The organism is Enterobacter cloacae complex sp. IR5402 (assembly GCF_049238125.1).
Lineage (GTDB): Bacteria > Pseudomonadota > Gammaproteobacteria > Enterobacterales > Enterobacteriaceae > Enterobacter > Enterobacter hormaechei_C.
The window spans coordinates 231,745-254,636 of the sequence record NZ_JBMKHO010000005.1 but is presented as its reverse complement, the minus strand read 5'-3'; the positions used below and the strand labels follow the sequence as shown (position 1 = coordinate 254,636).

Here is a 22,892-nt window from a genome sequence, read left to right as displayed (position 1 = left end):
CGAATGTCCTCTTAGCGTAATCGTGCGCGCATGTTACGCCAGCAATAACTGTGGCGTCAACACGCAACGGAACGCTGAAGGGCATTAATTGACCTTCAACGTATAAGGCTAGCAGATTATTACAAAATAGTGATATTTTTCTGAAAGTTACACACTTTCCAGCTTGGCATAGGCTGCCACCAGCCATTTGATCCCCTGCCCCTGGAACGCTACCTGCAAACGGCTGTGCTCGCCGCTGCCTTCCAGGTTGACGATGGTGCCTTCGCCAAACTTCGAGTGGCGCACGCGCTGGCCCAGCTTGTAACCGGTGTCGGTTTCAGAGATCGGCGAGCCCATACGCTGATGGCTGACCGGACGGCTGATGCTGGCGCGCAGGCGCACCTCTTCCACACACTCTTCCGGCAGTTCGCCGATAAAGCGCGACGGACGGTGATACACCTCTTTCCCGTACAGGCGGCGGGTTTCCGCGTAGGTCAGAGTCAGTTTCTGCATCGCACGGGTCACGCCCACGTAGGCCAGACGACGCTCCTCTTCCAGACGCCCGCCTTCATCCAGCGACATCTGGCTCGGGAACATCCCCTCTTCCATCCCGACGATGAACACCTGCGGGAACTCCAGACCTTTCGCGGAGTGCAGGGTCATCAGCTGAACCGCATCCTGCCAGGTATCGGCCTGCCCTTCACCCGCCTCCAGCGCGGCGTGAGAGAGGAATGCCTGCAACGGCATCAGGTCTTCGTCTTCTTCGTTGTAGCTGAACTGGCGCGTTGCCGTCACCAGTTCCTCTAAGTTCTCAATACGGGTCTGGCCCTTCTCGCCTTTTTCCTGCTCGTACATGGTGCGCAAGCCGGAATCTTTAATCACCCGGTCGGTCTGGACGTGCAGCGGCATGTCGGCCGTTTCCTGCGCCAGCGCGTCGATTAACTCCAGGAAGCGCTGCAATGCGCTGGCGGCGCGCCCGGCAAGGGCTTTTTCCTGTAACAGCTCGCGGCACGCCTGCCACAACGTGAGCTGACGATCGCGCGAGGCCTGACGCACCACGTCCAGCGTACGATCGCCGATGCCGCGCGTCGGCGTGTTCACCACGCGCTCAAACGCCGCATCGTCGTTACGGTTGGCAATCAGACGCAAATACGAGAGCGCATCTTTGATCTCCTGACGTTCGAAGAAGCGCATACCGCCATAAATGCGGTACGGCATGCTCACCTGCAACAGCGCCTCTTCCAGCACGCGCGACTGGGCGTTGCTGCGATAGAGAATGGCACACTGCTCCAGCGCGCCGCCGTTCTCCTGCCAGGTTTTAATGCGGTTCACCACGAAGCGGGCTTCGTCGAGCTCGTTGAAGGCGCAGTAAATCGAAATCGGTTCGCCGTCTACGCCATCGGTCCACAGCTTTTTACCCAGGCGCCCGTTGTTGTTCTCAATCAGGGCGTTGGCCGCGCTCAGAATGTTGCTGGTAGAACGGTAGTTCTGCTCCAGACGGATGGTTTGCGCGCCGGGGAAATCGTTGAGGAAGCGCTGGATGTTCTCCACCTGCGCGCCGCGCCAGCCGTAGATAGACTGGTCGTCATCGCCTACGATCATCACCTTGCCGGTATCCCCGGCCAGCAGGCGGATCCAGGCGTACTGGATGTTGTTGGTATCCTGGAATTCGTCCACCAGGATGTTGGTAAAGCGTTCACGGTAGTGTTGCAGGATATGCGGTTTGTTCAGCCACAGCTCGTGGGCACGCAGCAGCAGTTCGGCGAAATCCACCAGACCGGCGCGATCGCACGCTTCCTGATAGGCCTTGTAGACGTTCTGCCAGGTCTGCTCGACCGGGTTACCGAAGCTCTGAATATGATGCGGACGCAGCCCTTCGTCTTTCTGACCGTTGATGTACCACATCGCCTGACGCGGCGGCCACTGCTTCTCGTCGAGATTCATCGCCTTGATCAGGCGTTTCAGCAGGCGCAGCTGATCTTCGCTGTCGAGGATCTGGAAATCCTGCGGCAGGTTAGCGTCCATATGGTGCGCGCGCAGCAGACGGTGCGCCAGGCCGTGGAAGGTGCCAACCCACATGCCGCCCTGGCTGGTGCCCATCAGCTGTGCGATACGGTGGCGCATCTCCGCCGCCGCCTTGTTGGTGAACGTCACGGCCATAATCGAGTACGGCGAACAGTTCTCCACGCTCTGTAGCCAGGCGATACGGTGAACCAGCACGCGCGTCTTACCACTGCCCGCTCCAGCCAGTACCAGCAGGTTTGTACGCGAGGCGGCAACCGCGTCACGCTGTTTATCATTAAGGCTGTCGAGCAGGTAAGAAACGTCCATTGGCACCGTCACGTCATGGCGGGCAGGCAAATGTTTCCATTCGCCAAAACCCTGTTAATTTATACAGAACAATTGATGATTATATCAGCGTCGTGAGGGATGCCAACCGTGAAATTTCCACGTGCGGCAGAAGACGGCTATCCGGGGTAGTCATCAGATCGGCATTTTCCGGCTTGATCCAGCAGGCCTGCATGCCGCAGCGGATCGCCCCGGCGACGTCCGTGGTCAGGTCGTCGCCCACGTGCAGGATCTCACCGAGCGGCAAATCCAGTTTTTCCGCTGCCAGATGATACATATCGTTGAACGGCTTCGAGCGTCCGTGCGGGCCCGCGCGCAGAACGAACTGAAAATAGTTCCCCAGACCAAACAGTTCAGGCTGAGCGTTGCCGTTGGTGATGGCCACCAGCGGCCACTTTTCGGCGAGCTTCGCCAGCGTGTCGTGGGTCTCCTGCGGCACGTCGATCCGACTGCGCCATTTGGCAAAGTTTTCCATGGCCGCTTCGGCACCCGTGGCCGCGTCCTGCGCGCTCAGGCCGGCATTGAGCATCGCCTGCTCAACCGCACGGCGGCGCCATTCGGTCACGTCATGGTAAATTTCCGGCTCGGTTTCCCGCAGGGACTGACGCAGCTTCTGGAAGTCTTTGTTCTGCATCGTTTTCAGCGCAGGATGGTAGTTCTGCACAAACGCCAGCGACTCCTGCTCGGTACGCAGGATCACCGGACGATTGTCGTAAAGGGTGTCATCAAGATCAAACGTCAGGGCTGAGATCTGACCGAGTGGGCGGTAAAAACGCATTATTTCCCCCGTTTGGCGCGTGGATGCGCCGCGTCATACACCGAGGCAAGGTGTTGGAAGTCTAAGTGGGTATAGATTTGGGTGGTCGACAGATTCGCGTGACCAAGCAGCTCCTGTACGCCGCGCAGGTCGCCGCTTGATTCCAGCATGTGCGTCGCAAAGGAGTGGCGCAGCTTGTGGGGGTGAACGTGGCTGTTCAGCCCCTGCTTAATGCCCCACTCCGCAAAGCGCTTCTGCACGTTACGCGCCGAGATCCGCTTGCCGAGTTTCGACAGGAACAGCGCATCTTCGTCGGCGCCAAACAGCCCGCGAAGGTCCAGCCAGTGCTCAATCCAGGAGACCGCATTGCGGCCGATCGGCAGGCGGCGCTCTTTGCTGCCCTTGCCCATCACCCACACCTCGCCGGATTCCAGATCGAGGTGCTTCAAGTCGAGGTTCACCAGCTCAGAGAGACGCAGGCCCGCGCCGTACATCACCTCCAGCATTGCGCGGTCGCGAACGGCCAGCGGATCGTTAAGATCGATATCTAGCAGGCGGTTTACGTCGTCGACGTCGATATTTTTCGGCAGATGACGCGGGGCTTTCGGCGTGGCGATCCCTTTCGCCGGGTTGGCTTTCAGACCGCCCTGACTGACCAGCCAGTCGAAGAAACTGCGCAGGGCAGAGAGCCGGAGCGCCAGGCTCGCCGGGCTTAAGTTTTTTTTACGGCTACGCACGACGAACCCGCGTACCGTGGCGGCGTCACATTGTTGCCAGCTTTTCAGGCCGATTTCATCGGCAATCTGCATGATGGCATCAAGCTGACGCTGATAGTTGAGCAGCGTAATAGGGCTGAGCTGACGTTCTACGCCCAGATAGCGCAGAAAGCGGGTGACGTCAGTGGCGAGCAGTCCGTCCGTCATACGCGCTCAATCCAGCGCTCCAGCAACTCAGGCAACATCAGGGCGATCTCCTGCAACAGTTGCGTACCCTGCCCCTGTTCATAGTGATGCGCGTCGCGGCTGGTAAATAACATCACGCCCAGGTCACCATCGCGCCCCATCAGCGACATCGCCACCGAGCCGATAGCTTTGGCTTCCGGCAGCATCACCAGCAGTTCTGGCCCGTTGAGCGGCCCCAGATAATGGTGCTCATGGCCCAGACGCTGAATGCGCAGCGGCTCAAACGCCTGACGGCTCAGCGCCAGATGGGTAAACCCGGACGGCGCGCCAATGCGCCAGCGGTCAGGGAAGAGACGGATCGTCGCGCCTGCCAGCCCCAGCTCGCGCGCCCAGCGGTGGAAGCGGTTGAGGAACTCTTCGAGACTGTGTGCGGAAGCCAGACGCGCCTGAAGGTGCAGAAGACGGTAGAACAGGCTTTCGTTATTGCTGGCCTGCTCCATCAGCAGCGTCATGTTCTCTTCGAGCTGATTGATGTGGTTGCGCGAGCGCGCCATGTGCCATTCAACCAGCGACACGGTCTCGCGAACCGGATGCGGCACGCGCATCCGTTCGACGACGCGTGCATTGCGGATAAAAAACTCAGGATTGTGCAGCAGATAATCCACAACAGTGCTGTCGTCCAGCTCTGTTACAGGTTCCCGCAGTTCTTCCCCTGGTTGCTTCATAGATGGATAAACCCGTCATAAACATGTGTCGCCGGGCCAGTCATGTACAGTGGATGACCCGCTCCTTTCCAGGCGATATCAAGCCGACCGCCTGGTAATTCCACGCGAACCTCTTCTGCCAGTAACCCCTGTGAGATACCGACGGCCACCGCCGCACAGGCACCGCTTCCGCAGGCCTGGGTTTCGCCCGCGCCGCGCTCGTAAACCCGCAGGCGAATATGTTCACGCTTCACCACTTGCATGAAACCGATGTTCGCCCGCTCCGGGAAGCGCTCGTGGCTTTCCAGCACCGGGCCGAGCGTTTCAACCGCCGCGGTTTGCACATCATCCACCTGAATCACGCAGTGCGGGTTACCCATTGAGACGACGCCGCACAATACTGTCTGCTCGGCGGCACGCATGATATAGGTCTTTTCCGCTTTGTTGGCGCGAAACGGCACGGCAGAGGGTTCGAAGTTCGGCTCTCCCATGTTCACGCGCACCAGTTCGTCGTCGGTGACGCTGAGCACCATCCGGCCATTGGCGGTGCTGACGCGGATATCGCGCTTGTTGGTCAGCCCTTTCAGCCGTACAAAGCGGGCAAAACAGCGCGCGCCGTTGCCGCACTGGGAAACTTCGCTGCCGTCGGCGTTAAAAATGCGATAGTGAAAGTCCAGGTCAGGATCGTAAGGCGGCTCCACCACCAGCAGCTGGTCAAACCCCACGCCCACGTGTCGATCCGCCAGACGACGGATCAGTTCCGGGGAGAAAAAGACATTCTGCGTTACCGCGTCGACGACCATAAAGTCGTTGCCAAGGCCATGCATTTTAGAGAACTGCATCATTTGCTCCATTGCGCGGGTACAGAACGTAATTGTCAGAGATTGACCTGAGTCGGGCCGCCGTTATTGCCGCGATCGTTGGTATCCGGCGTAGATGACTCGATACCACTTTGCACCGGTTTTGTCGGCGGTGGTGCGTTTTTATCCTCTGGCGGGAAGTACAGTGGTCCCTTCAGTCCACAGCCGGTCAGGCTAAACAGAGTGACAAGAACGACAAGCGTTCGGAAGACGTTTTTCATGTAGAGGTTGCCCGTAAGTTCAAATCTGTTTCTATCATCGCAGGAGAAGACACAAAAGCAAGAGTTTGCCGCTTTCCTGCAACGGGAATTATTTAGCGTTATACTGCCGCCATCACGAAAAACAGGAATAAAACCATGAACGACAGTGAATTTCATCGCCTTGCCGATACCCTGTGGATGACCATCGAAGAGCGTATCGACGACTGGGACGGCGACAGCGATATCGATTGTGAAATCAACGGCGGGATCCTGACCTTAAGCTTCGAAAACGGCAGCAAGATTATTATTAACCGTCAGGAGCCGCTTCACCAGGTGTGGCTGGCGGCGAAACAGGGCGGCTATCACTTTGATCTGAAAGGTGACGAGTGGGTCTGCGACCGCAGCGGCGAAACGTTCTGGGATCTGCTGGAGCAGGCGGCGACCGCGCAGGCGGGTGAGGACGTGAGTTTCAGGTAGTTTTGTTGCCCGGTGGCGGCTACGCCTTACCGGGCCTACAACGGCTCGGACCGTAGGCCGGGTAAGCGATAGCGCCACCCGGCGAAAAGCCTCAGGAAAAATACTGCTGCAACAGCGGCGCAGTTTCCTGGTTAGCGGGCGCCGCAGGGGTAATCGCCTGCGTACGGAACGGGATCACCTGCGCTCGCCCATCCACATTCACAATCTGGTAGAACTGCGGCAGGTTGAAGTTGATAAAGCTTGAGCCGTAGGTAAAGCGATCGTGCGAAGACGAATAGAAGCGGCTGACGTCGCGCACCAGCTCCTCTTTGCTGCCTTCACAGTGGTGATACACCTCGGCACGGTTGGTTTCATCCAGAATGTAGATGTTAAACCCGGCATTATCGCCCGACTCTTCGAAGAAGAACTGAATAATCCCTTCACTCGCAAAGCCATCTACCACCTGCGGCAGCTTAACGTGATTGGTTTCCACCTGAACCGACAGGCCATGCAGTTTGTTGTGTGAAATCGCGCCGTAGAATTCAATGGCGTTCTCCAGCTTCTGCACCGACACGTTCAGGCGCTCAAAGAACAGGCCCCAGGTCTGGCCGGAGACGCGCAGCGCTTTAAAGCGCCCGGTTTCCTGACGGGTGCTGGAGAGACGCAGTTCGATGCACTCAGACACCAGCTGCTGCACGCGGGTACGAATCAGGCCGCGCAGGTGCTGGCTGTAGCAGAACACCTCCACGCTGTCCGGGGGTGCGGCATCCTGGTGCATCTTGCCGAGGATCGTTTTCAGCGCCTCGATCATCGCCTGCTCGCCGTTAAAGTGTAAGGTACGCACTTCGTTCCACGAGTTGCGGTACAGCAGATCCACGCTACCCACCAGGCAGTTTTGCTGCTCGCCGAAGCTAAAGACGTCCAGCTTGCGGAAGTCAAAGTGAACCACCTGATTGCGGAAGGCCGCCGTCGGGTCGTATTCCAGGTTGACGATGATCGCCAGATGGCGGATCTCACACGGGCTGTAGAGCGCCTTTGGCGTCGGCGCAGGCAGACGCAGTGGGAAGTGGTGCGAGACATCCGCCACCATCTCCTGCAACTTGGCTAAATCGACCACCTCGTTACCCTTGATAAACAACCGGGTGCGTGAGGTGAGAAGGCCGTTAAACCAGGCCCAGGCCACCAGCTTGTTCAGATAGCGGTTATATTCCAGCGGCTGATGGCTGATGATCGAATCCATGCTTGGCGCACGGTTGTACAGATACCACCCGGTGCGGTTTGCGCGGCCCGGCGGCACGTAGATAAAGGTCAGATTCGGCTCAGACAGGTCAGGCGAAATCTGTGGGTTAACCAGCGTAACCTTGCCCGGCAACGCTTCAAACGCGGCGTACAGTTTACGGGTCAGCACCCCGATATCCTGTGGGCTGGCAGAAACGCTAAGGTTGTTACGGCGGGCAAAGCGGATCAGGTTGCGGTAGCTCTGCATCATCGCATCAAGCAGCTCGTTGTGCGCCTCGCGCACCTGATCGATCTTCCAGTTGGCGCGGTTGTCCAGCATGGCGAGACGCGCATCGTCCCATCCCCACTCTTTGACTAACTGGCTGACGACTTCACGACGCCAGCCCACGCAGGCGCGTTCGCGGCTCAGTTTTTCACAAACTTTGAGATAGAAACATCGACGCACCAGGTCAAGACGCGTGGCGTCCTCAATGGCGGTCAGGTATTCGGTGACGCGTTCCAGCATCATGCAGTAGGCATCAAGCCCGTAGGAGACGATCTCCCCGTCGTGCAGACGCTGTTTAATATCTTTCGCCAGCAGGCGCGGCGTGGGGTATTCCCAGGAGTAAGCTTCCAGCAGCAGGGTTTTCAGCACCGCTTTGTACGGTGAATCAATGCTCTTGTAAAGCTGCCAGAGGCTTGCGCCAAAGTACTCTTCGGCGGACAGGGAGCTCAGGCCGCCCAGATCCAGCCACTCGTTTGGCGTCAGAACGCCCTGCGAGTAAAGCGACATGACGTAGTCGTCATAATTCTCTTCTTCATCGCACGGCACCATATTCCACAGAATACGTTTCCCGGCCAGGCGAACGGCAGTACGGTAAAACTCATCCAGCAACAGGATGTGCTGAGTCGAGCCGCAGTCTTCACCACCCAGACTGCCGCTTTCGTTATGGCGGAAACGGTTTTCATCAATCAGGAAGAAGCTCACTTCCACGCCGAGCGACGCCGCCCAGCTCTCCAGCAGGCTGCATTTACGCTGCAACAGCTGGCGCTCTTCATTGTCGAGCCAGGACTGATGGCAGACCCAGATATCCAGGTCAGAAGAGCAGCTTTGCCCAACCGATGATGTGCTGCCCATGGAGTAAACCCCGGTAATCGGTAGCTCGCCTTTCGGCGAATCCTGCGGCGGCATACCACGGTAGAGTTCAAGTTCAGTCAGGTAATGCTGTTGGGTTTCATCAGGCGTGAAGAGGCAAATGCCCTGGGGAACGTTACCATCGAGGTAACCCGGCATTAGCGGATGGTGATAGTGCAACAATGTCGGCAGAAGACTGTATACCTGCTGGAAAGCAGGGCCCATGGCAGCAAGCGCGCGATCCACGCGCAATTGATTGATGGCATCCAGTCTCTGTTTCAGAGTCTCAATATAGAGGTACAAGACGTATCGCCTGATGTTTCCTGGTGTCGCATGCCAGTCAGAACAGAAAAAGCAGCGGACCCGCAGTATTTCAAAAAATAACCGTTACCCTTTTTTCGCCTTTTGCTTTTCTGGTGGTACAGACGAAAAAATGGTCTAAAACGTGATCAATTTAACACCTTGCCGGTTGACCGTAAAGAAAGATGCGCTACATACAAGTGTAGCACCGTTCTGTACGTGTAAATTCCTGAATACGGCGATGGCTGACGAATACGCCGCCCTGTCCCTCTCACTCTTCATCAACCGTAAAACTGCCATCCGAGTGTCAACAATGTTAGGATGGTTAGCGATTGATAATGACGGTAACAAGCATGTTAGACAATGTTTTGAGAATTGCCACACGCCAAAGTCCTCTTGCACTCTGGCAGGCACATTATGTTAAGCAGCGCCTGGAAGCCTGCCACACCGGATTACGCGTTGAGCTGGTGCCAATGGTTACGCGTGGCGATGTCATACTGGATACGCCGCTGGCCAAAGTGGGCGGAAAAGGTCTGTTTGTCAAAGAGCTGGAGCTGGCATTGCTTGAGAACCGCGCCGATATCGCCGTGCATTCGATGAAGGATGTGCCCGTTGAGTTCCCGGAAGGGCTGGGGCTGGTGACCATCTGCGAGCGCGAGGATCCGCGCGATGCGTTTGTCTCTAATCGATATGACTCGCTCGATGCGTTGCCGGCAGGCAGCGTGGTCGGCACGTCAAGTTTACGCCGCCAGTGTCAGCTGGCTGAACGTCGCCCGGATCTGGTGATCCGTTCGCTGCGCGGGAACGTCGGCACACGCCTTGGCAAGCTGGATAACGGCGACTACGATGCCATTATTCTTGCGGTTGCGGGCCTGAAACGCCTGGGGCTGGAAGAACGTATTCGCGTGGCGTTGCCGCCGGAGCTGTCGCTCCCCGCCGTCGGCCAGGGCGCCGTCGGCATTGAGTGTCGTCTGGATGATGTGCGCACTCAGGCACTGCTGGCGCCGCTGAATCATGACGATACCGCCGTTCGCGTAAAAGCCGAGCGCGCGATGAATACACGCCTCGAAGGAGGCTGTCAGGTGCCAATTGGCAGCTATGCTGAATTAACTGACGGTGAACTGTGGCTGCGTGCGCTGGTTGGCGCGCCGGACGGCTCGCATATGGTTCGCGGTGAACGTCGCGGCAAACCGCAAGATGCCGAGGCGCTTGGCGTATCGCTGGCGGAAGAGCTGCTAAATAACGGCGCACGTGAAATTCTGGCCGAGGTCTATAACGGAGAGCCCCCTGCATGAGCATACTTGTCACCCGCCCTTCTCCCGCAGGAGAGCAGTTAGTGAGCCGTCTGCGCGCACTGGGGCAGGTGGCCTGGAGTTTTCCGCTGATTGAATTCTCCCCCGGTCGCGAGCTGCCTGAGCTCGCTGACCAGATGCGTCTCTTGCAGGAAGGCGATCTGCTCTTTGCGCTGTCGCAGCATGCCGTGGAGTTTGCCCATGCGCAGCTGCAACAACAGGGCGTTCGCTGGCCTCACGCCCCCCGCTATTTCGCCATCGGGCGCACTACGGCGCTGGCCTTACATACCGCGAGCGGAATCGATGTTCGTTACCCGTTAGATCGGGAAATCAGCGAAGTCTTGCTACAATTACCTGAATTACAAAACATTGCGGGAAAGCGCACACTTATTTTGCGCGGCAACGGTGGCCGCGAACTGCTGGGCGAGACGCTGCGCGAACGCGGCGCAGACGTGACGTTTGTGGAGTGCTATCAGCGTTGTGCAAAACACTATGATGGCGCGGAAGAAGCAATGCGCTGGCACGCCCGCGGTATTAATACGCTGGTGGTCACCAGCGGTGAAATGTTACAACAGCTTTGGTCGCTGATTCCGCTTTGGTATCGCGAAAACTGGTTACTCCGCTGTCGGCTTCTGGTCGTCAGTGAGCGTCTGGCGAACCACGCCCGGGAACTGGGCTGGCAGGATATTCGGATCGCTGAAAACGCCGACAACGATGCGCTGCTGCGCGCATTACAATAACTCTCAAATGGGAAGCCATAATGACGGAACACGAAAAATCCTCCGCCGTGGTTGAAGAGACCAGGGAGACTGTGGACACCACGTCACAGCCAGAGACGACAGACACAACCGTTGAGAAGAAAAACGGCAGCAATAAAACCAGCCTCACGCTGAGCGTGATTGCCATCGCGATTGCGCTGGCCGCAGGCGTGGGTCTCTACGGACTGGTGAAGAAACAAGGCACCAACCAGACGGCCACCAGCGACGCGCTGGTTAACCAAATCACTGCCCTACAGAAAGCGCAGGAGACGCAAAAAGCTGAGCTGGAAGGTGTGATCAAACAGCAGGCTGCCGCCCTCGCCGACGCGAACAGCAAACGTGAAGAGTTGACCAAACAGCTGAGCGAAGTGCAGGAAAAAGTCGCCACAATTTCGGGAACCGATGCCAAAACCTGGCTACTTTCACAGGCCGATTTTCTGGTGAAACTAGCCGGGCGCAAGCTCTGGAGCGATCAGGATGTCACCACCGCCGCCGCGCTGCTGAAAAGCGCCGACGCAAGCCTGGCTGATATGAACGATCCGAGCCTCATCAACGCACGCCGCGCTATTACGGAAGATATCGCCAGCCTGTCCGCGGTTTCTCAGGTCGACTACGACGGTATCATCCTTAAGGTGAATCAGCTCTCGAACCAGATTGATAACCTTCAGCTGGCCGATAACAACGACGATGACTCTCCGATGGATTCCGACGGTACCGAGCTGTCCAGTTCCCTGAGCGAATGGCGTATCAACCTGCAAAAGAGCTGGCAGAACTTTATGGACAGCTTTATAACCATTCGCCGCCGCGATGAAACTGCCGTGCCGCTGCTGGCACCGAACCAGGACGTCTATCTACGCGAAAACATTCGTTCCCGCCTGTTGGTCGCGGCGCAGGCCGTGCCGCGTCACCAGGAAGAGACCTACAAACAGGCGCTGGATAACGTTTCAACCTGGGTACGTGCTTACTACGATACCAATGATGCAACCACGACCGCGTTCCTCGAGGATATCGACAAGCTGAGCCAGCAAAACATCACCATGAACGTACCGGACAAGCTGGAAAGTCAGCCGATTCTGGAGAAGATCATGCAGACGCGCGTGCGTAACTTGCTGGCCCAGCCGGGCGTTCCGGCAGAGCGTCCGGCTGAAGCACCTGCCGCCGCGCCAGCGCCTGAAAGCGCGCCGCAAGGAGAGTAATGATGCTAAAAGTCTTCTTACTCTTCATCCTGCTGATCGCCGGGATTGTACTGGGGCCGATGCTTGCGGGTCACCAGGGTTACGTATTGATCCAGACCGATAACTACAACATCGAAACCAGCGTAACAGGGCTGGTGATTATCCTGATCCTGGGTGTGGTCGTTCTGCTGGCAGTGGAGTGGCTCCTGCGTCGTATTTTCCGTACCGGCGTACATACGCGCGGCTGGTTCGTTGGCCGTAAGCGCCGTCGCGCCCGTAAGCAGACCGAGCAGGCATTGCTGAAGCTGGCCGAAGGTGACTATCAGCAGGTTGAAAAGCTAATGTCGAAAAATGCCGACCATGCAGAACAGCCGGTTGTTAACTATCTGCTGGCCGCTGAGGCGGCGCAACAGCGAGGCGATGAGGCCCGCGCCAATCAGCATCTTGAACGCGCGTCTGAGCTCTCTACTAAGGATCCGATTCCGGTTGAGATCACCCGCGTTCGTCTGCAACTGGCGCGCAATGAAAACCATGCCGCACGTCACGGCGTTGACCGTCTGCTGGAAATTACCCCTCGTCATCCGGAAGTGCTGCGTCTTGCTGAGCAGGCATATATTCGGACCGGTGCATGGGGCTCGCTGCTGGACATTATCCCTTCCATGGCGAAAGCCGACGTGGGCGATGATGAACATCGTGATGAACTTCAGCGTCTGGCCTGGATTGGCCTGATGGATCAGGCGCGCGCCGATCTCGGCAGCGACGGCCTGAAAACCTGGTGGAAAAACCAGAGCCGCAAAACGCGCCAGCAGGTTCCTCTTCAGGTTGCGATGGCAGAACATCTGATTGAGTGTGACGACCATGACACCGCGCAGGAGATCCTCCTCGACGGTCTCAAGCGACAGTATGATGACCGCCTGGTGATGGTCATCCCGCGTCTGAAAACCAACAATCCGGAACAAATTGAAAAAGCACTGCGCCAGCAGATCAAAACCGTGGGCGATCGTCCGCTGCTGTGGAGTACGCTGGGCCAGTCTCTGATGAAACACGGCGAGTGGCAGGAGGCGAGTCTCGCCTTCCGCGCCGCGCTGAAGCAACGCCCGGACGCATTTGATTACGCCTGGCTTGCTGATTCGCTGGACAAGCAGCACAAGCCGGAAGAGGCCGCAGCTATGCGCCGTGATGGGCTGTTATTGACGTTGCAAAATAACGGAACGCAGCAGTAATTAACAGGAGGCCAGATGGCCTCCTTTTTTTATCTCATTTCTCCTGCTACATTCTTTTAACACTTACCAGCAAACGAACCCGCCAATGTAACGATGTCTTTTCCTTAACTTTTTTTTTGCACACGCGCTTACCCGCGTGGAATAAACCGTTTCTGAAAGGATATCGTCATGAACTCGCTTTTATATGCGCTTTTCGAAGCGCTGCGGTGCTATCGCTGGCTCCGCCTGCTGGCCTGCGCCTTTATCTTTAGCTCCCTGGGTAATGGCTTAACTCAGGTTGTTGTTTTCGGATTATTGTTACAGTGGTCAGCCCCGTCAGCGCTGTTAACCCTCGCCTTCCTTTTTGCTACGGTGCCCGGTTTTATCGGCAGCCTGATTGGTGAAAAGCTGTGCCAGCGGTTTTCACCTCTCTACCTGTTGATGCTGACCGAATGGCTGGGCTTGCTCGCCCTGCTCTTTCCCCTTTCAGGCGCACATTACCACAGCATACCGGCGCTGCTTGCGGTGCAATCCACAGAAGCGTTGCTGAGCGGGATGAGCTGGCCTGCGTTAACGCTTCTGTTTAAACGCGGACTGCATGAGGCAGAACTGCCTGCGGCAACGTGTCTGGAAAATGTGATTTTTGCCTCCCAGGTTTTGTTAGGAACCGGGCTGGGTGTGGTGTTGTTCCAGCGCATCCCGGTCTTCGCCTTACTGGTCATCGACGCCGCCAGTTTTATGGGATCGCTGGTCATGCTGTTTCTCGCAGAACGCCAGTATGTAGCGCGTCCAGCACCGTTGCCTGTCGGGGACCCTCAACCTGTGGCATTGCGCTGGCAAACTCTGACCCTTCGACAAAAACGCAGTTTGCTGATTTTGCCTGCCCTTGCTGCCGTAGGCTCGCCTGCAATGGCGTTGCTGCCAGCACTGGCGCAGCAGATCAACCCCGAGAATGCCGCTGGGCTTGCGCTGCCCTTGCTTTTTGCCAGAAGCCTGGGACAGCTTTGTGGCCCCTTGCTGCTCAGAAAAGAGAGTCTGACGCGCTTTGCAGCAAGAACGCCTTTGCTACTTAGCTGTCTTGCTCTTTTTCTGGCAGCCTATGGGTTGCTTCCGTTTTTATCCGCATGGGTCGTGCTTGCGCTGGGGATGATCTTTATCGCGCATCTGGCGTCGAATATCGTTTTTGCGGCGGGTACGTTTGGGGTACTGAGTAATTTTCAGGCTATACAGATATCCGCTGCCAGCGGTAAGGCCTGGCGCTGGCAAACGTTGAGCGCTTCCCTTTTTACGGGCCTCGCCGCAATGACGGCGACGATATTGGGAGCGGCTCAGACGCTATATGCTGTCTCTGCTATCGCACTGCTGTTGGTGGCGCTGGTCCTGGCCCATTATCGTGAATAAGGCATAAAAAAACGCCTGCTATAAAAGCAGGCGTTAAAACAGGTCTGTAAGACAACATATTTGGTGCTTCACTCAACGTTGTGTCCATGGTGTCTGATGAGGCCGAAGCGACATCTGTCAGTGGACGATAAGCACCGTAAACGGCTCTGCGTCATTCCTGAGTTTATGAGGCCTTAAGGCGAACATAAGAGATGGAATGAGCATCTACACGCATATTATTGCATGTAATGTGCCAGGTTTACACGCAGAACTTTTACATCGCGCAACATTTTAAGATAAAAGGAAATTATGCTGTTAAGAACCGCCTGAAGCCATACAACATCGCGCTAAAGTCGGTGAACTGTCGCCACAAGGAGACAGGTTAAGAGGTAAAATAACAAATACTTAAATATTAATGGTTTATATGTCGCTGAATCGCGACAAGGATGTGGGGTGTTGTCGGGAAATGACTACAGGATAAAAAAACGCAGAAAACAAAAAACCCCGCCGAAGCGGGGTTCAAAATTGGTCGGCGAGAGAGGATTCGAACCTCCGACCCACTGGTCCCAAACCAGTTGCGCTACCAAGCTGCGCTACTCGCCGATGTACTGCTTTTTTGAATTTTTAGTTCAACTCATTAAAAGTCGTGGTGCGAGGGGGGGGACTTGAACCCCCACGTCCGTAAGAACACTAACACCTGAAGCTAGCGCGTCTACCAATTCCGCCACCTTCGCAATTCACAACTCTTTCAATAATGGGGTGGCTAATGGGATTCGAACCCACGACAACTGGAATCACAATCCAGGGCTCTACCAACTGAGCTATAGCCACCACTGTATTCTTTCACGCGGTTCTGACTACTTCTCAGACCACCGCAGCTCTAGCGCCGGGACTAAAATGGCGCGCCCGACAGGATTCGAACCTGAGACCTCTGCCTCCGGAGGGCAGCGCTCTATCCAGCTGAGCTACGGGCGCTTAGCGCCGTTGCGGGGCTGGATATTACGTACCTCCGTCCCCGCTGTCTAGTGCTTTTTTGAAAAAAATGCGCGTTTGGTTATGGTTTGCACATTTTGCCGCTTATTCCTCCACTTTATGGGCGGAGCCACGGCGACCCAGGCCAAAAAGTTTATATGCAGCTGTGACGGCAGCCAGGAAGATCATCCCGACAAACAGCGACATGCGGGTATCTTCATTAAAGTACATTCCAATTAATACGCAAATCAGGAACGCCATCGTCAAATAGTTCGCATACGGGAACAGAATGGAGCGGAACGGATGGCTGGCGATCGCTTTTTTGTGCGCCTGCCGGAAACGCAACTGGCTAATCAAAATGACAAACCACGGTACCATCCCCGGCAGCACGCTGGCGCTATAGACGTAAACAAACACGCGCTGCGGATTTGGGATGATGTAGTTCAGGCAAGAGCCAATCAGCAAAATCACAATCGACACCGCTACGCCCGCCACCGGTACACCTACGCGGGAGACTTTGCCCATCACAGCCGGCAGCTGTTTGTTTTGCGAGAGCGCGTAAAGCATACGCCCACAGCTGTACATTCCGCTGTTACAGCCGGAAAGCGCCGCCGTCAGTACCACAAAGTTGATAATGGCGGCTGCCGCCGTGATGCCAATCTTAGCGAAAGTTAGGACAAACGGGCTGCCGGTGGTGCCGATCTCGTTCCATGGGAAAATGGTCACGATAACGAAGATCGCGCCCACATAGAAAATCAGGATACGCCACAGCACCTTGCCTACCGCGCTACGCAGTGTGACCTGCGGGTTTTTCGCCTCACCGGCGGTAATGCCGATCAGCTCAACGCCCTGATAGGAGGCGACAACGATACAGAGCGCCGTCAGAAAGCCCTTCCAGCCACCCGCAAAGAAGCCGCCGTGCCCGGTCAGGTTACCGAAACCGACAGCGTGCCCGCCGTTACCGAAGCCAAAGAAGATGACACCCAGACCCACAACAATCATCACGATGATGGTGGTAACTTTGATCATCGCAAACCAGAACTCGATTTCACCGTAAAGACGAACGGCGGCAAGGTTCGCCAGCGCCACCAGCCCTACGGCAATAAGCGCAGGTATCCACTGGGCCATCTCCGGGAACCAGAACTGCACGTAGACCCCGATGGCGGTGATCTCCGAAATCCCGACGGCCATCCACATAAACCAGTACGACCAGGCCGTGAGATAACCAAAGAACGGGCTCATATACCGGTGGGCGTAAACGGCGAAAGAGCCCGTTACCGGCTCCAGGAACAGCATTTCGCCCATTGAGCGCATGATGAAGAAGACGAACAGTCCGGCAATAATATACGCCAGCAGGACGGAAGGCCCCGCCCATTTCAGCGTGCTTGCCGAGCCCATAAACAGGCCAACGCCGATAGTCCCGCCCAGCGCGATCAATTCAATATGTCGAGCTTCCAGCCCACGCTGAAGCTCCGGTTTTTTCTCTGCCATAATTCCTCGGTTGTGTTTGCTGTTTCCCGACTTATTGCCGGGTATTGTTTTTGAGGGGTACTGAAATACGGAGCGAATGGTTTCTTAAATTCTGGCAAATGGCAAACAATGCATTAAAAAAATGAATGCATTGCACAGAAATTCAGCAGCTTTGCAGGGGGCGTTGCAGCGCGAACAGCAGATCGCGCTGCATATTGATTACATTTTCCCGGTGTAGTGCCAGGCGAGGTAGCGCAGAAGACGGATCTGTCGTTTGATTCGTGTCGGTTGAGAAAGCAGGCGGTAGAGCCACTCCAGCCCCAGGTTTTGCCAGACTTTGGGCGCACGCTTAACGTGGCCGGTAAAGACGTCGTAGGTGCCGCCGACGCCCATATAGAGCGCATCCGGGCTGACCAGACGGCAATCGCGCATCAGAATTTCCTGGCGCGGCGACCCCATGGCGACAGTGACAATTTTCGCCCCGCTGTCGCGTACGCGCTCATATAACGTCTGGCGATCTTCCGGCCTGAAATAGCCATCCTGACTGCCCACGATGTTAACATTCCACTGGTTACGCAGCTTTTGTTCGGTCTGCGCCAGCACCTCTGGCTTGCCGCCGATCAAAAATACCGGTGTGCCTTCAGCGCCTGCGCGTTCCATAAGCCGCTCCCAAAGGTCAGCTCCCGCCACGCGAGACACATTAGCGTCTGGAAACTTTTTACGAATTGAACGCACCACGCTAATACCGTCTGCGTATTTAAACTCCGCGGCTTCAATCAGGCTTTTCACTTCCGCATTATCTTCAACCGCCAGCATTTTTTCTGCGTTGATGGCCACAAGCGTGCCCGATTTCATCTGCCCGTCCGCGAACAGGAAATCCAGCGCGTGCTGCATGTCTCGCCAGCCAATCAGCTGTAGCCCGCGCAGCGCATAACGCGGGGCTGAAGTTGTATCCGTCATGATAATCCCTACTCAGACTTGCGACAGCGTTGTGCTGCCCTGTGGCTCACGTCTGTGCACAAGCCCTGCACTGTCAAACAACCAGTACAGCAGTTTTGCCAGCAGCAGACAGAGTCCGAAAACGACCATAAAGAACACCACGCGTGAGACGAATGAATCCAGCCCCTCGCGCGCCAGAACGATCATATTGAAAATGGCACCGAAACAGAAACTGTGCAAAACAGCGGCTTTGTAGCGGTTGGTCTCTTCGTTACCCAGCGTATATAGCCAGTCGAACCATTTTATTATCAACCCGACCGCGATCGCGCCCGGCAGGATAAACCACGTTCCGCCCATCACTACCAGCGAGCCAATCAGGGTTGGGGAAATCGCCAGGCCCGAATGGTTGTTCAGCACTTCCCAGGTAAAGTAGTTCGCCGTGTTCAGGACAATACCGGGACGGTCAGGCCACAGCCACGTCGGTATAAAGACATAGAAATCGCGAACAATCGGCGCCAGCCCCTGGAATTCGATTTTGTCGTAGTTTTGCAGCAGCAATGCCAAGTTTTCCCACGGCGAGAAGGTGTCGCGCGTCAGATACAGGAAGGTATAAAACGCTTCGTCGCCCGCCACGTTCAGTCCGTAGCGCTTCAGCGCCAGCCAGAACATCCCCACAATGCCAAAGACGCCTGCCGCCGCCAGCATCCACAGCGAGATCCAGCCGCGAATAATGCCGATAAACAGGAAAATCGCGAAGGCGATAATGATGTTGGCGCGGGTGCCGCCGACGATCATGTAGGTCAGAATGCCAAATGCGACGGTGCTGACCAGGAAGAACAGCCAGGCTTTGCTGTCCTGACGCAGGAAAAAGACCACCAGCATCGCCGGAATGAAGAAATAGAAGAAACGCTTGAGTGCGACACCAGAGACTTCGGCGGAGAAAATCTGGCTATAGGACTGTAACTTAAACAGTAAAAAGCCGTTATGCATGAAGAAAATCGCCACGCTGACGAGGGCGATTGTCATCAGCATAACCCACGTCAGATGGGTTTCTACCCGGTTCATGGTAAACAGCGGACGACGGGGTGCGGTGTCTTTCGCCGCGCGCAGGCGCGTTTTATAGGTGACGTAATACACCGCGTAGAAGCAGGTCGCAGAGAGCAGTGCCTGCAACAAGATTTCCGGCGGAGCGACGCCAACATCAAAGCGGAACACGAGGATGCTGGTCAGCGGGAAGCCAAAGAAAAAGGTCAGCAAAAACAGCAGCGAGAAGAAAACGTTGAAGTTAAAACGTACGCGCCGGAACTCAAACCAGGTGAGCGTGGCGATAAACAGCGTGCTCAGCAGCCAGACCACCAGCAAGCCGCTAAATTGCAACTGGCTCATGCGTTGTCTCCTGAAGCAATACGCAGCGCGTGGTGCCACGGCGTGAGGTAGTTCGGGCTGAAAAAGTCGATGCTATTTTTATCCACCAGCGTGAGCTGACGCTGCGCTTCCCGTACTACCTCGACATTAAGCGTGTCAGAGGTAAACAGCACCGGAATATGCTGTTCGGCCATGTCCTGCCAGAACGGGTTTTCGCGGTTGAGCACGCACGGTACGCCCGCCTGAATCAGCAGACACAGCGTACCAATCCCCTGCTGACGGGCAAAGATGAAATAGCCCAGATCGCATTTTCGCAGGAGCGCGAGATAGTCATCAAATTCCAGCTTATCGTTGAGAATGTGCAGATTTTCCGCGCTAAACAGCGCAAGCCCCTGCTGGCGAACGTCATTGATGTAGGCGTCGTTATTGGCGGGATAGCCCATCGGCACCACTACGTTCACCGTATCGCCAAACTGCTGATGTACCGCCCGCAGCGCCGCGACATGCTCGTTACTGCGATCGCCGGAATTTCCCACCAGGATGGTCAGTTTGCCCTCACGAACCGCGTCATTCGCCAGGGTGTTCAGCGCAGGATCCATACGGGTCGGAAAATAGAGCAGCTCCCCGCGAACCTTCGGGTGCTGTTTAGCAAAATAGTTGAGATCGCCACGGGTAGCAAAAACGCAGCCCACGCGCGCCTGGGCCAGACGACGCAGCGGATAGAAAAGACGGAATTTCCAGCCACGGGAGACTTCGTAGAGATCCGCTCCCCAGATATGCCAGCTGAACTGGGAAGGTTTTATCCCGCCGCTTAACAGCGCCAGCCACAGGCCAGTATTGAACTGTCCGTGGAAGAAGAAACGCTGGCTTCGGTCCGCTTTAGCTTTCGCGACAACGGCTTTGGTCAGCGCCGCTTTGTCTGGCCAGAAGGTGATGTGCAATGCCGGACACGCCGCGCTCAGACCGTTATCGCGTCCAACGACCATAAACTCGCGCGCATCGGGCGTGCCGGATGCCAGTTCATCATTGAAGAAACGTAGAACGGTCTGGTTGTGATGCGGGATATCCGATCCCAGTATGTGTATCAGTGCAGTCATGCGCGTTTACGCCAAAGTAAAAATACGCCGCAACAGGCAGCGAAATAAACGATATAAGTTGCCATATAGGCCTGAGCCGCCCCCAGCGCACCGTGGGTGGGGATCAGCCAGTGAGAAAATGCCGTCAGCAGCGCAAACTGGCCGATCTCAGCCAGGATATACAACCGCAGCGAAGCCTTCGCAATCACCAGATAGCCGAAAACGTATGCCCCCACTTTCAGCACATCGCCGACCAGTTGCCAGGCAAACAGATCGCGCATGGCGGTAAACTTCGCCGAAAACAGCAGCCAGATGGCGAAATCACGCATTAACCAGACGGTAAAGCTGGCGATCGCAACCGCCGGCAACACAAAACGCAGGGAGCGAAAAATCTCGCGGGTAATATCCTGCCTGGAAGTCAGGCGCGATAAGGTTGGCAGCAAATAGACGCTAAAGGAAGCCGTAATAAATTGGAGGTAAGCATCTGAAATACTGCTCACGCCCTGCCAGATCCCCACTTCATCCCAGCTGTAATGCGCTGCCAGCAGGTTTCGCATCATCACGTAGGCAACGGGAAGCGTTACCGAAGTGATGAGCGCCATCAGGGTAAACTTACCGAGCTGCCCCGCCAGTATCTTGTCCCACTGCGGTTTCAGGTAACTCAGCGGGACATTGCCTCTGCGCATCAGCATAAACGCAGCCGGAATGACAACGAGCGCAGGCACCAGCGCCAGCCCCAGCAGCGCGCCTTCATAGCCGCCCAGCCGATAGCAAAAGTAGTAGGCGATAACGCCGATGATGCTGCCGAGGATCAGCGCCAGCGCATTCCCGGCGGCATCACGGAAGCCTTTCATCAGCGCCAGCAGCAGGTTTGCCCAGGCGATCCCCATCTGAACGAGCGCCACCAGGCGCACCAGCCCCTGATAATGCGTGTGTCCGAACAGCCCCTGGCTGATGGGTGCCGCCGCCAGCAAAAAGACGACGGCCAGCAACGTAGAGAAGCCCAGCACCATAGCCGAGGAGGTGCCCACCACCGTGCGGAGCTTTTCGGCATCGTCATGATGCTGCGCGACGTATTTGGTGACGCCATTGAATATCCCGGCTCCCGCCAGCACGCCAAGCACCGTGACCAGCTGGCGGAAGTTCCCTGCCAGCCCAACGCCTGACGGACCAAATGAGACGGCCAGCAGCTTGACGACCAGTAACCCGGCGCCAATTTTTACTAGCGTGGACGCTGCCGTCCACACCGACGCTTTTGCCAGAGACATATCAGGCGAAATAACTCAGAAGCGAATTGATCACCGTACGCTGGTTCACCGGCGCGAGGTTGTAGAACAGGGGCAGGCGGAGCAGACGTTCGCTCTCTTTGGTGGTGTAGCGGTCTTCACCGGCAAACATCCCGAAGGCTTCGCCAGCCGGGCTGGAGTGCAGCGGAATATAGTGGAATACCGCCATAATTTCCGCCTCTTTCAGCCAGGCAATCAGCTTGCTGCGATCGTCGTTATCGCGCAGCTTGATGTAGAACATGTGAGCGTTGTGGATACAGTCTGCCGGAATAGTCGGCAGTTCAATACGTCCGGCTTTTGCCAGCGGCTCCAGCGCGTCGTAGTAGGTTTGCCACAGGGAGAGGCGTTGCAGATTGATTCGCTCTGCCGCTTCCAGCTGCGCCCAGAGATACGCGGCCTGCAAATCCGCCATCAGGTAGCTTGAGCCGATATCGCGCCAGGTGTACTTATCCACCTGACCGCGGAAGAACTGGCTGCGGTTGGTCCCTTTTTCACGGATCACTTCCGCACGCTCCACCAGGGCACGATCGTTAATCAGCGTCGCGCCGCCTTCGCCGCCTGCGGTGTAGTTTTTGGTTTCGTGGAAGCTAAAGCAGCCGATATGACCGATGGTGCCCAGCGCGCGCCCTTTGTAGGTGGACATCACGCCCTGCGCGGCGTCTTCCACCACAAACAGGTTGTGCTTTTTGGCGATGGCCATGATGGTGTCCATCTCACAGGCCACGCCCGCGTAATGCACCGGCACAATCGCCCGCGTTTTGTCAGTGATCGCCGCTTCAATCAGCGTTTCGTCGATGTTCATGGTATCCGGACGGATATCCACAAACACGATTTTCGCCCCGCGCAGGACAAACGCGTTCGCCGTGGAGACGAAGGTGTAGCTCGGCATGATCACTTCATCGCCAGGCTGGATATCCAGCAGCAGCGCCGCCATCTCGAGCGATGCGGTACAGGACGGCGTCAGCAGCACCTTGGCACTGTGAAAACGTTGCTCCATCCACTGCTGGCAGCGGCGGGTAAAACCGCCGTCGCCACAGAGCTTGCCGCTGCCCATAGCCGACTGCATGTAATCAAGTTCAGTGCCCACAACGGGAGGCGCGTTAAATGGAATCATCTT

19 protein-coding genes and 4 tRNA genes are annotated in these 22,892 nt (G+C 56.5%); 6 read left to right on the top strand and 17 right to left on the bottom strand.

The genetic code is table 11. The features are described from left to right. Positions 1-147 precede the first annotated feature (147 nt). The 6 genes from uvrD to lptM form a co-directional block, all read right to left on the bottom strand. The gene (gene uvrD / locus ACOTXL_RS11660; RefSeq protein WP_017383586.1) at positions 148-2,310 is read right to left on the bottom strand and encodes a DNA helicase II; all 2,163 of its coding nucleotides are present in this window, start codon (positions 2,308-2,310) and stop codon (positions 148-150) included. Positions 2,311-2,389: 79 nt separating this feature from the next. After that, positions 2,390-3,106 (bottom strand): 5-amino-6-(5-phospho-D-ribitylamino)uracil phosphatase YigB, encoded by a 717-nt coding sequence (gene yigB / locus ACOTXL_RS11655; RefSeq protein ID WP_003860811.1) that lies wholly within the window; start codon positions 3,104-3,106, stop codon positions 2,390-2,392. Next, entirely contained in the window at positions 3,106-4,008 is a 903-nt protein-coding gene (xerC, locus tag ACOTXL_RS11650; RefSeq protein WP_022650173.1) for a tyrosine recombinase XerC, read from the bottom strand. Before xerC ends, yigB begins: the two co-directional genes overlap by 1 nt. Continuing rightward, positions 4,005-4,712: a DUF484 domain-containing protein gene (locus ACOTXL_RS11645; RefSeq protein ID WP_045350339.1), complete on the bottom strand. Its 708-nt coding sequence runs from the start codon at positions 4,710-4,712 to the stop codon at positions 4,005-4,007. The genes xerC and ACOTXL_RS11645 overlap by 4 nt, the downstream gene beginning before the upstream one ends. Continuing rightward, on the bottom strand, positions 4,709-5,533 hold the full coding sequence (gene dapF / locus ACOTXL_RS11640) for a diaminopimelate epimerase (RefSeq protein WP_022646661.1): 825 nt from the start codon (positions 5,531-5,533) through the stop codon (positions 4,709-4,711). The genes ACOTXL_RS11645 and dapF overlap by 4 nt, the downstream gene beginning before the upstream one ends. A 35-nt stretch (positions 5,534-5,568) precedes the next feature. After that, the gene (gene lptM, locus ACOTXL_RS11635) at positions 5,569-5,772 is read right to left on the bottom strand and encodes an LPS translocon maturation chaperone LptM (RefSeq protein WP_003860815.1); all 204 of its coding nucleotides are present in this window, start codon (positions 5,770-5,772) and stop codon (positions 5,569-5,571) included. A gap of 135 nt (positions 5,773-5,907) precedes the next feature. Between lptM and cyaY the strand changes: the two genes are divergently transcribed. Continuing rightward, on the top strand, positions 5,908-6,228 hold the full coding sequence (cyaY, locus tag ACOTXL_RS11630; RefSeq protein ID WP_003860816.1) for an iron donor protein CyaY: 321 nt from the start codon (positions 5,908-5,910) through the stop codon (positions 6,226-6,228). Between the two features lie 91 nt (positions 6,229-6,319). Here cyaY and cyaA read toward each other — a convergent pair whose 3' ends face one another. Next, positions 6,320-8,863, bottom strand: coding sequence for a class I adenylate cyclase (gene cyaA, locus ACOTXL_RS11625; protein WP_045350340.1), 2,544 nt, complete (start codon positions 8,861-8,863; stop codon positions 6,320-6,322). Between the two features lie 350 nt (positions 8,864-9,213). On the opposite strand from cyaA, the gene hemC reads away from it, so the two are divergent. From hemC to ACOTXL_RS11600, 5 genes are all read left to right on the top strand, one after another. Next, the gene (gene hemC, locus ACOTXL_RS11620) at positions 9,214-10,155 is read left to right on the top strand and encodes a hydroxymethylbilane synthase (RefSeq protein WP_032628002.1); all 942 of its coding nucleotides are present in this window, start codon (positions 9,214-9,216) and stop codon (positions 10,153-10,155) included. Continuing rightward, the gene (gene hemD / locus ACOTXL_RS11615) at positions 10,152-10,892 is read left to right on the top strand and encodes a uroporphyrinogen-III synthase (RefSeq protein ID WP_045332949.1); all 741 of its coding nucleotides are present in this window, start codon (positions 10,152-10,154) and stop codon (positions 10,890-10,892) included. Before hemC ends, hemD begins: the two co-directional genes overlap by 4 nt. A gap of 20 nt (positions 10,893-10,912) precedes the next feature. Further along, a complete protein-coding gene (gene hemX / locus ACOTXL_RS11610) occupies positions 10,913-12,106 on the top strand; it encodes a uroporphyrinogen-III C-methyltransferase (RefSeq protein ID WP_006812379.1) in 1,194 nt (397 codons plus the stop codon). A gap of 2 nt (positions 12,107-12,108) precedes the next feature. Next, positions 12,109-13,308 (top strand): protoheme IX biogenesis protein HemY, encoded by a 1,200-nt coding sequence (gene hemY / locus ACOTXL_RS11605; protein WP_026080629.1) that lies wholly within the window; start codon positions 12,109-12,111, stop codon positions 13,306-13,308. Between the two features lie 168 nt (positions 13,309-13,476). Further along, on the top strand, positions 13,477-14,688 hold the full coding sequence (locus ACOTXL_RS11600; RefSeq protein WP_045346008.1) for a hypothetical protein: 1,212 nt from the start codon (positions 13,477-13,479) through the stop codon (positions 14,686-14,688). 505 nt (positions 14,689-15,193) lie between these two features. On the opposite strand, the gene ACOTXL_RS11595 is transcribed toward ACOTXL_RS11600, so the two are convergent. From ACOTXL_RS11595 to rffA, 10 genes are all read right to left on the bottom strand, one after another. Further along, a tRNA-Pro gene (locus ACOTXL_RS11595) sits at positions 15,194-15,270 on the bottom strand. 44 nt (positions 15,271-15,314) lie between these two features. After that, positions 15,315-15,401, bottom strand: a tRNA-Leu gene (locus ACOTXL_RS11590). A 21-nt stretch (positions 15,402-15,422) separates the two neighbouring features. Further along, positions 15,423-15,498 (bottom strand) — tRNA-His (locus ACOTXL_RS11585). A 67-nt stretch (positions 15,499-15,565) separates the two neighbouring features. Next, positions 15,566-15,642, bottom strand: a tRNA-Arg gene (locus tag ACOTXL_RS11580). 102 nt (positions 15,643-15,744) lie between these two features. After that, entirely contained in the window at positions 15,745-17,130 is a 1,386-nt protein-coding gene (gene thrP, locus ACOTXL_RS11575) for a bifunctional threonine/serine APC transporter ThrP (protein ID WP_023315180.1), read from the bottom strand. Between the two features lie 198 nt (positions 17,131-17,328). Continuing rightward, positions 17,329-18,069, bottom strand: a complete 741-nt coding sequence (wecG, locus tag ACOTXL_RS11570; RefSeq protein WP_045332951.1) for a lipopolysaccharide N-acetylmannosaminouronosyltransferase — start codon at positions 18,067-18,069, stop codon at positions 17,329-17,331. A 12-nt stretch (positions 18,070-18,081) separates the two neighbouring features. Beyond that, complete coding sequence (gene wzyE / locus ACOTXL_RS11565; RefSeq protein WP_023323983.1) at positions 18,082-19,434, bottom strand: ECA oligosaccharide polymerase; 1,353 nt, start codon at positions 19,432-19,434, stop codon at positions 18,082-18,084. Beyond that, positions 19,431-20,510 (bottom strand): TDP-N-acetylfucosamine:lipid II N-acetylfucosaminyltransferase, encoded by a 1,080-nt coding sequence (locus ACOTXL_RS11560; RefSeq protein ID WP_032608216.1) that lies wholly within the window; start codon positions 20,508-20,510, stop codon positions 19,431-19,433. The genes wzyE and ACOTXL_RS11560 overlap by 4 nt, the downstream gene beginning before the upstream one ends. Further along, positions 20,507-21,757, bottom strand: a complete 1,251-nt coding sequence (gene wzxE, locus ACOTXL_RS11555) for a lipid III flippase WzxE (protein WP_032665664.1) — start codon at positions 21,755-21,757, stop codon at positions 20,507-20,509. The genes ACOTXL_RS11560 and wzxE overlap by 4 nt, the downstream gene beginning before the upstream one ends. 1 nt (position 21,758) lies before the next feature. Next, positions 21,759-22,889, bottom strand: a complete 1,131-nt coding sequence (rffA, locus tag ACOTXL_RS11550) for a dTDP-4-amino-4,6-dideoxygalactose transaminase (protein WP_032608214.1) — start codon at positions 22,887-22,889, stop codon at positions 21,759-21,761. Positions 22,890-22,892: the final 3 nt, after the last annotated feature.

Coding starts and splice junctions, on each gene's coding strand:
- uvrD (WP_017383586.1), bottom strand. CDS start 2,310: ATGGACGTTTCTTACCTGCTCGACAGCCTTAATGATAAACAGCGTGAC.
- yigB (WP_003860811.1), bottom strand. CDS start 3,106: ATGCGTTTTTACCGCCCACTCGGTCAGATCTCAGCCCTGACGTTTGAT.
- xerC (WP_022650173.1), bottom strand. CDS start 4,008: ATGACGGACGGACTGCTCGCCACTGACGTCACCCGCTTTCTGCGCTAT.
- ACOTXL_RS11645 (WP_045350339.1), bottom strand. CDS start 4,712: ATGAAGCAACCAGGGGAAGAACTGCGGGAACCTGTAACAGAGCTGGAC.
- dapF (WP_022646661.1), bottom strand. CDS start 5,533: ATGCAGTTCTCTAAAATGCATGGCCTTGGCAACGACTTTATGGTCGTC.
- lptM (WP_003860815.1), bottom strand. CDS start 5,772: ATGAAAAACGTCTTCCGAACGCTTGTCGTTCTTGTCACTCTGTTTAGC.
- cyaY (WP_003860816.1), top strand. CDS start 5,908: ATGAACGACAGTGAATTTCATCGCCTTGCCGATACCCTGTGGATGACC.
- hemC (WP_032628002.1), top strand. CDS start 9,214: ATGTTAGACAATGTTTTGAGAATTGCCACACGCCAAAGTCCTCTTGCA.
- hemD (WP_045332949.1), top strand. CDS start 10,152: ATGAGCATACTTGTCACCCGCCCTTCTCCCGCAGGAGAGCAGTTAGTG.
- hemX (WP_006812379.1), top strand. CDS start 10,913: ATGACGGAACACGAAAAATCCTCCGCCGTGGTTGAAGAGACCAGGGAG.
- hemY (WP_026080629.1), top strand. CDS start 12,109: ATGCTAAAAGTCTTCTTACTCTTCATCCTGCTGATCGCCGGGATTGTA.
- ACOTXL_RS11600 (WP_045346008.1), top strand. CDS start 13,477: ATGAACTCGCTTTTATATGCGCTTTTCGAAGCGCTGCGGTGCTATCGC.
- thrP (WP_023315180.1), bottom strand. CDS start 17,130: ATGGCAGAGAAAAAACCGGAGCTTCAGCGTGGGCTGGAAGCTCGACAT.
- wecG (WP_045332951.1), bottom strand. CDS start 18,069: ATGACGGATACAACTTCAGCCCCGCGTTATGCGCTGCGCGGGCTACAG.
- wzyE (WP_023323983.1), bottom strand. CDS start 19,434: ATGAGCCAGTTGCAATTTAGCGGCTTGCTGGTGGTCTGGCTGCTGAGC.
- ACOTXL_RS11560 (WP_032608216.1), bottom strand. CDS start 20,510: ATGACTGCACTGATACACATACTGGGATCGGATATCCCGCATCACAAC.
- wzxE (WP_032665664.1), bottom strand. CDS start 21,757: ATGTCTCTGGCAAAAGCGTCGGTGTGGACGGCAGCGTCCACGCTAGTA.
- rffA (WP_032608214.1), bottom strand. CDS start 22,889: ATGATTCCATTTAACGCGCCTCCCGTTGTGGGCACTGAACTTGATTAC.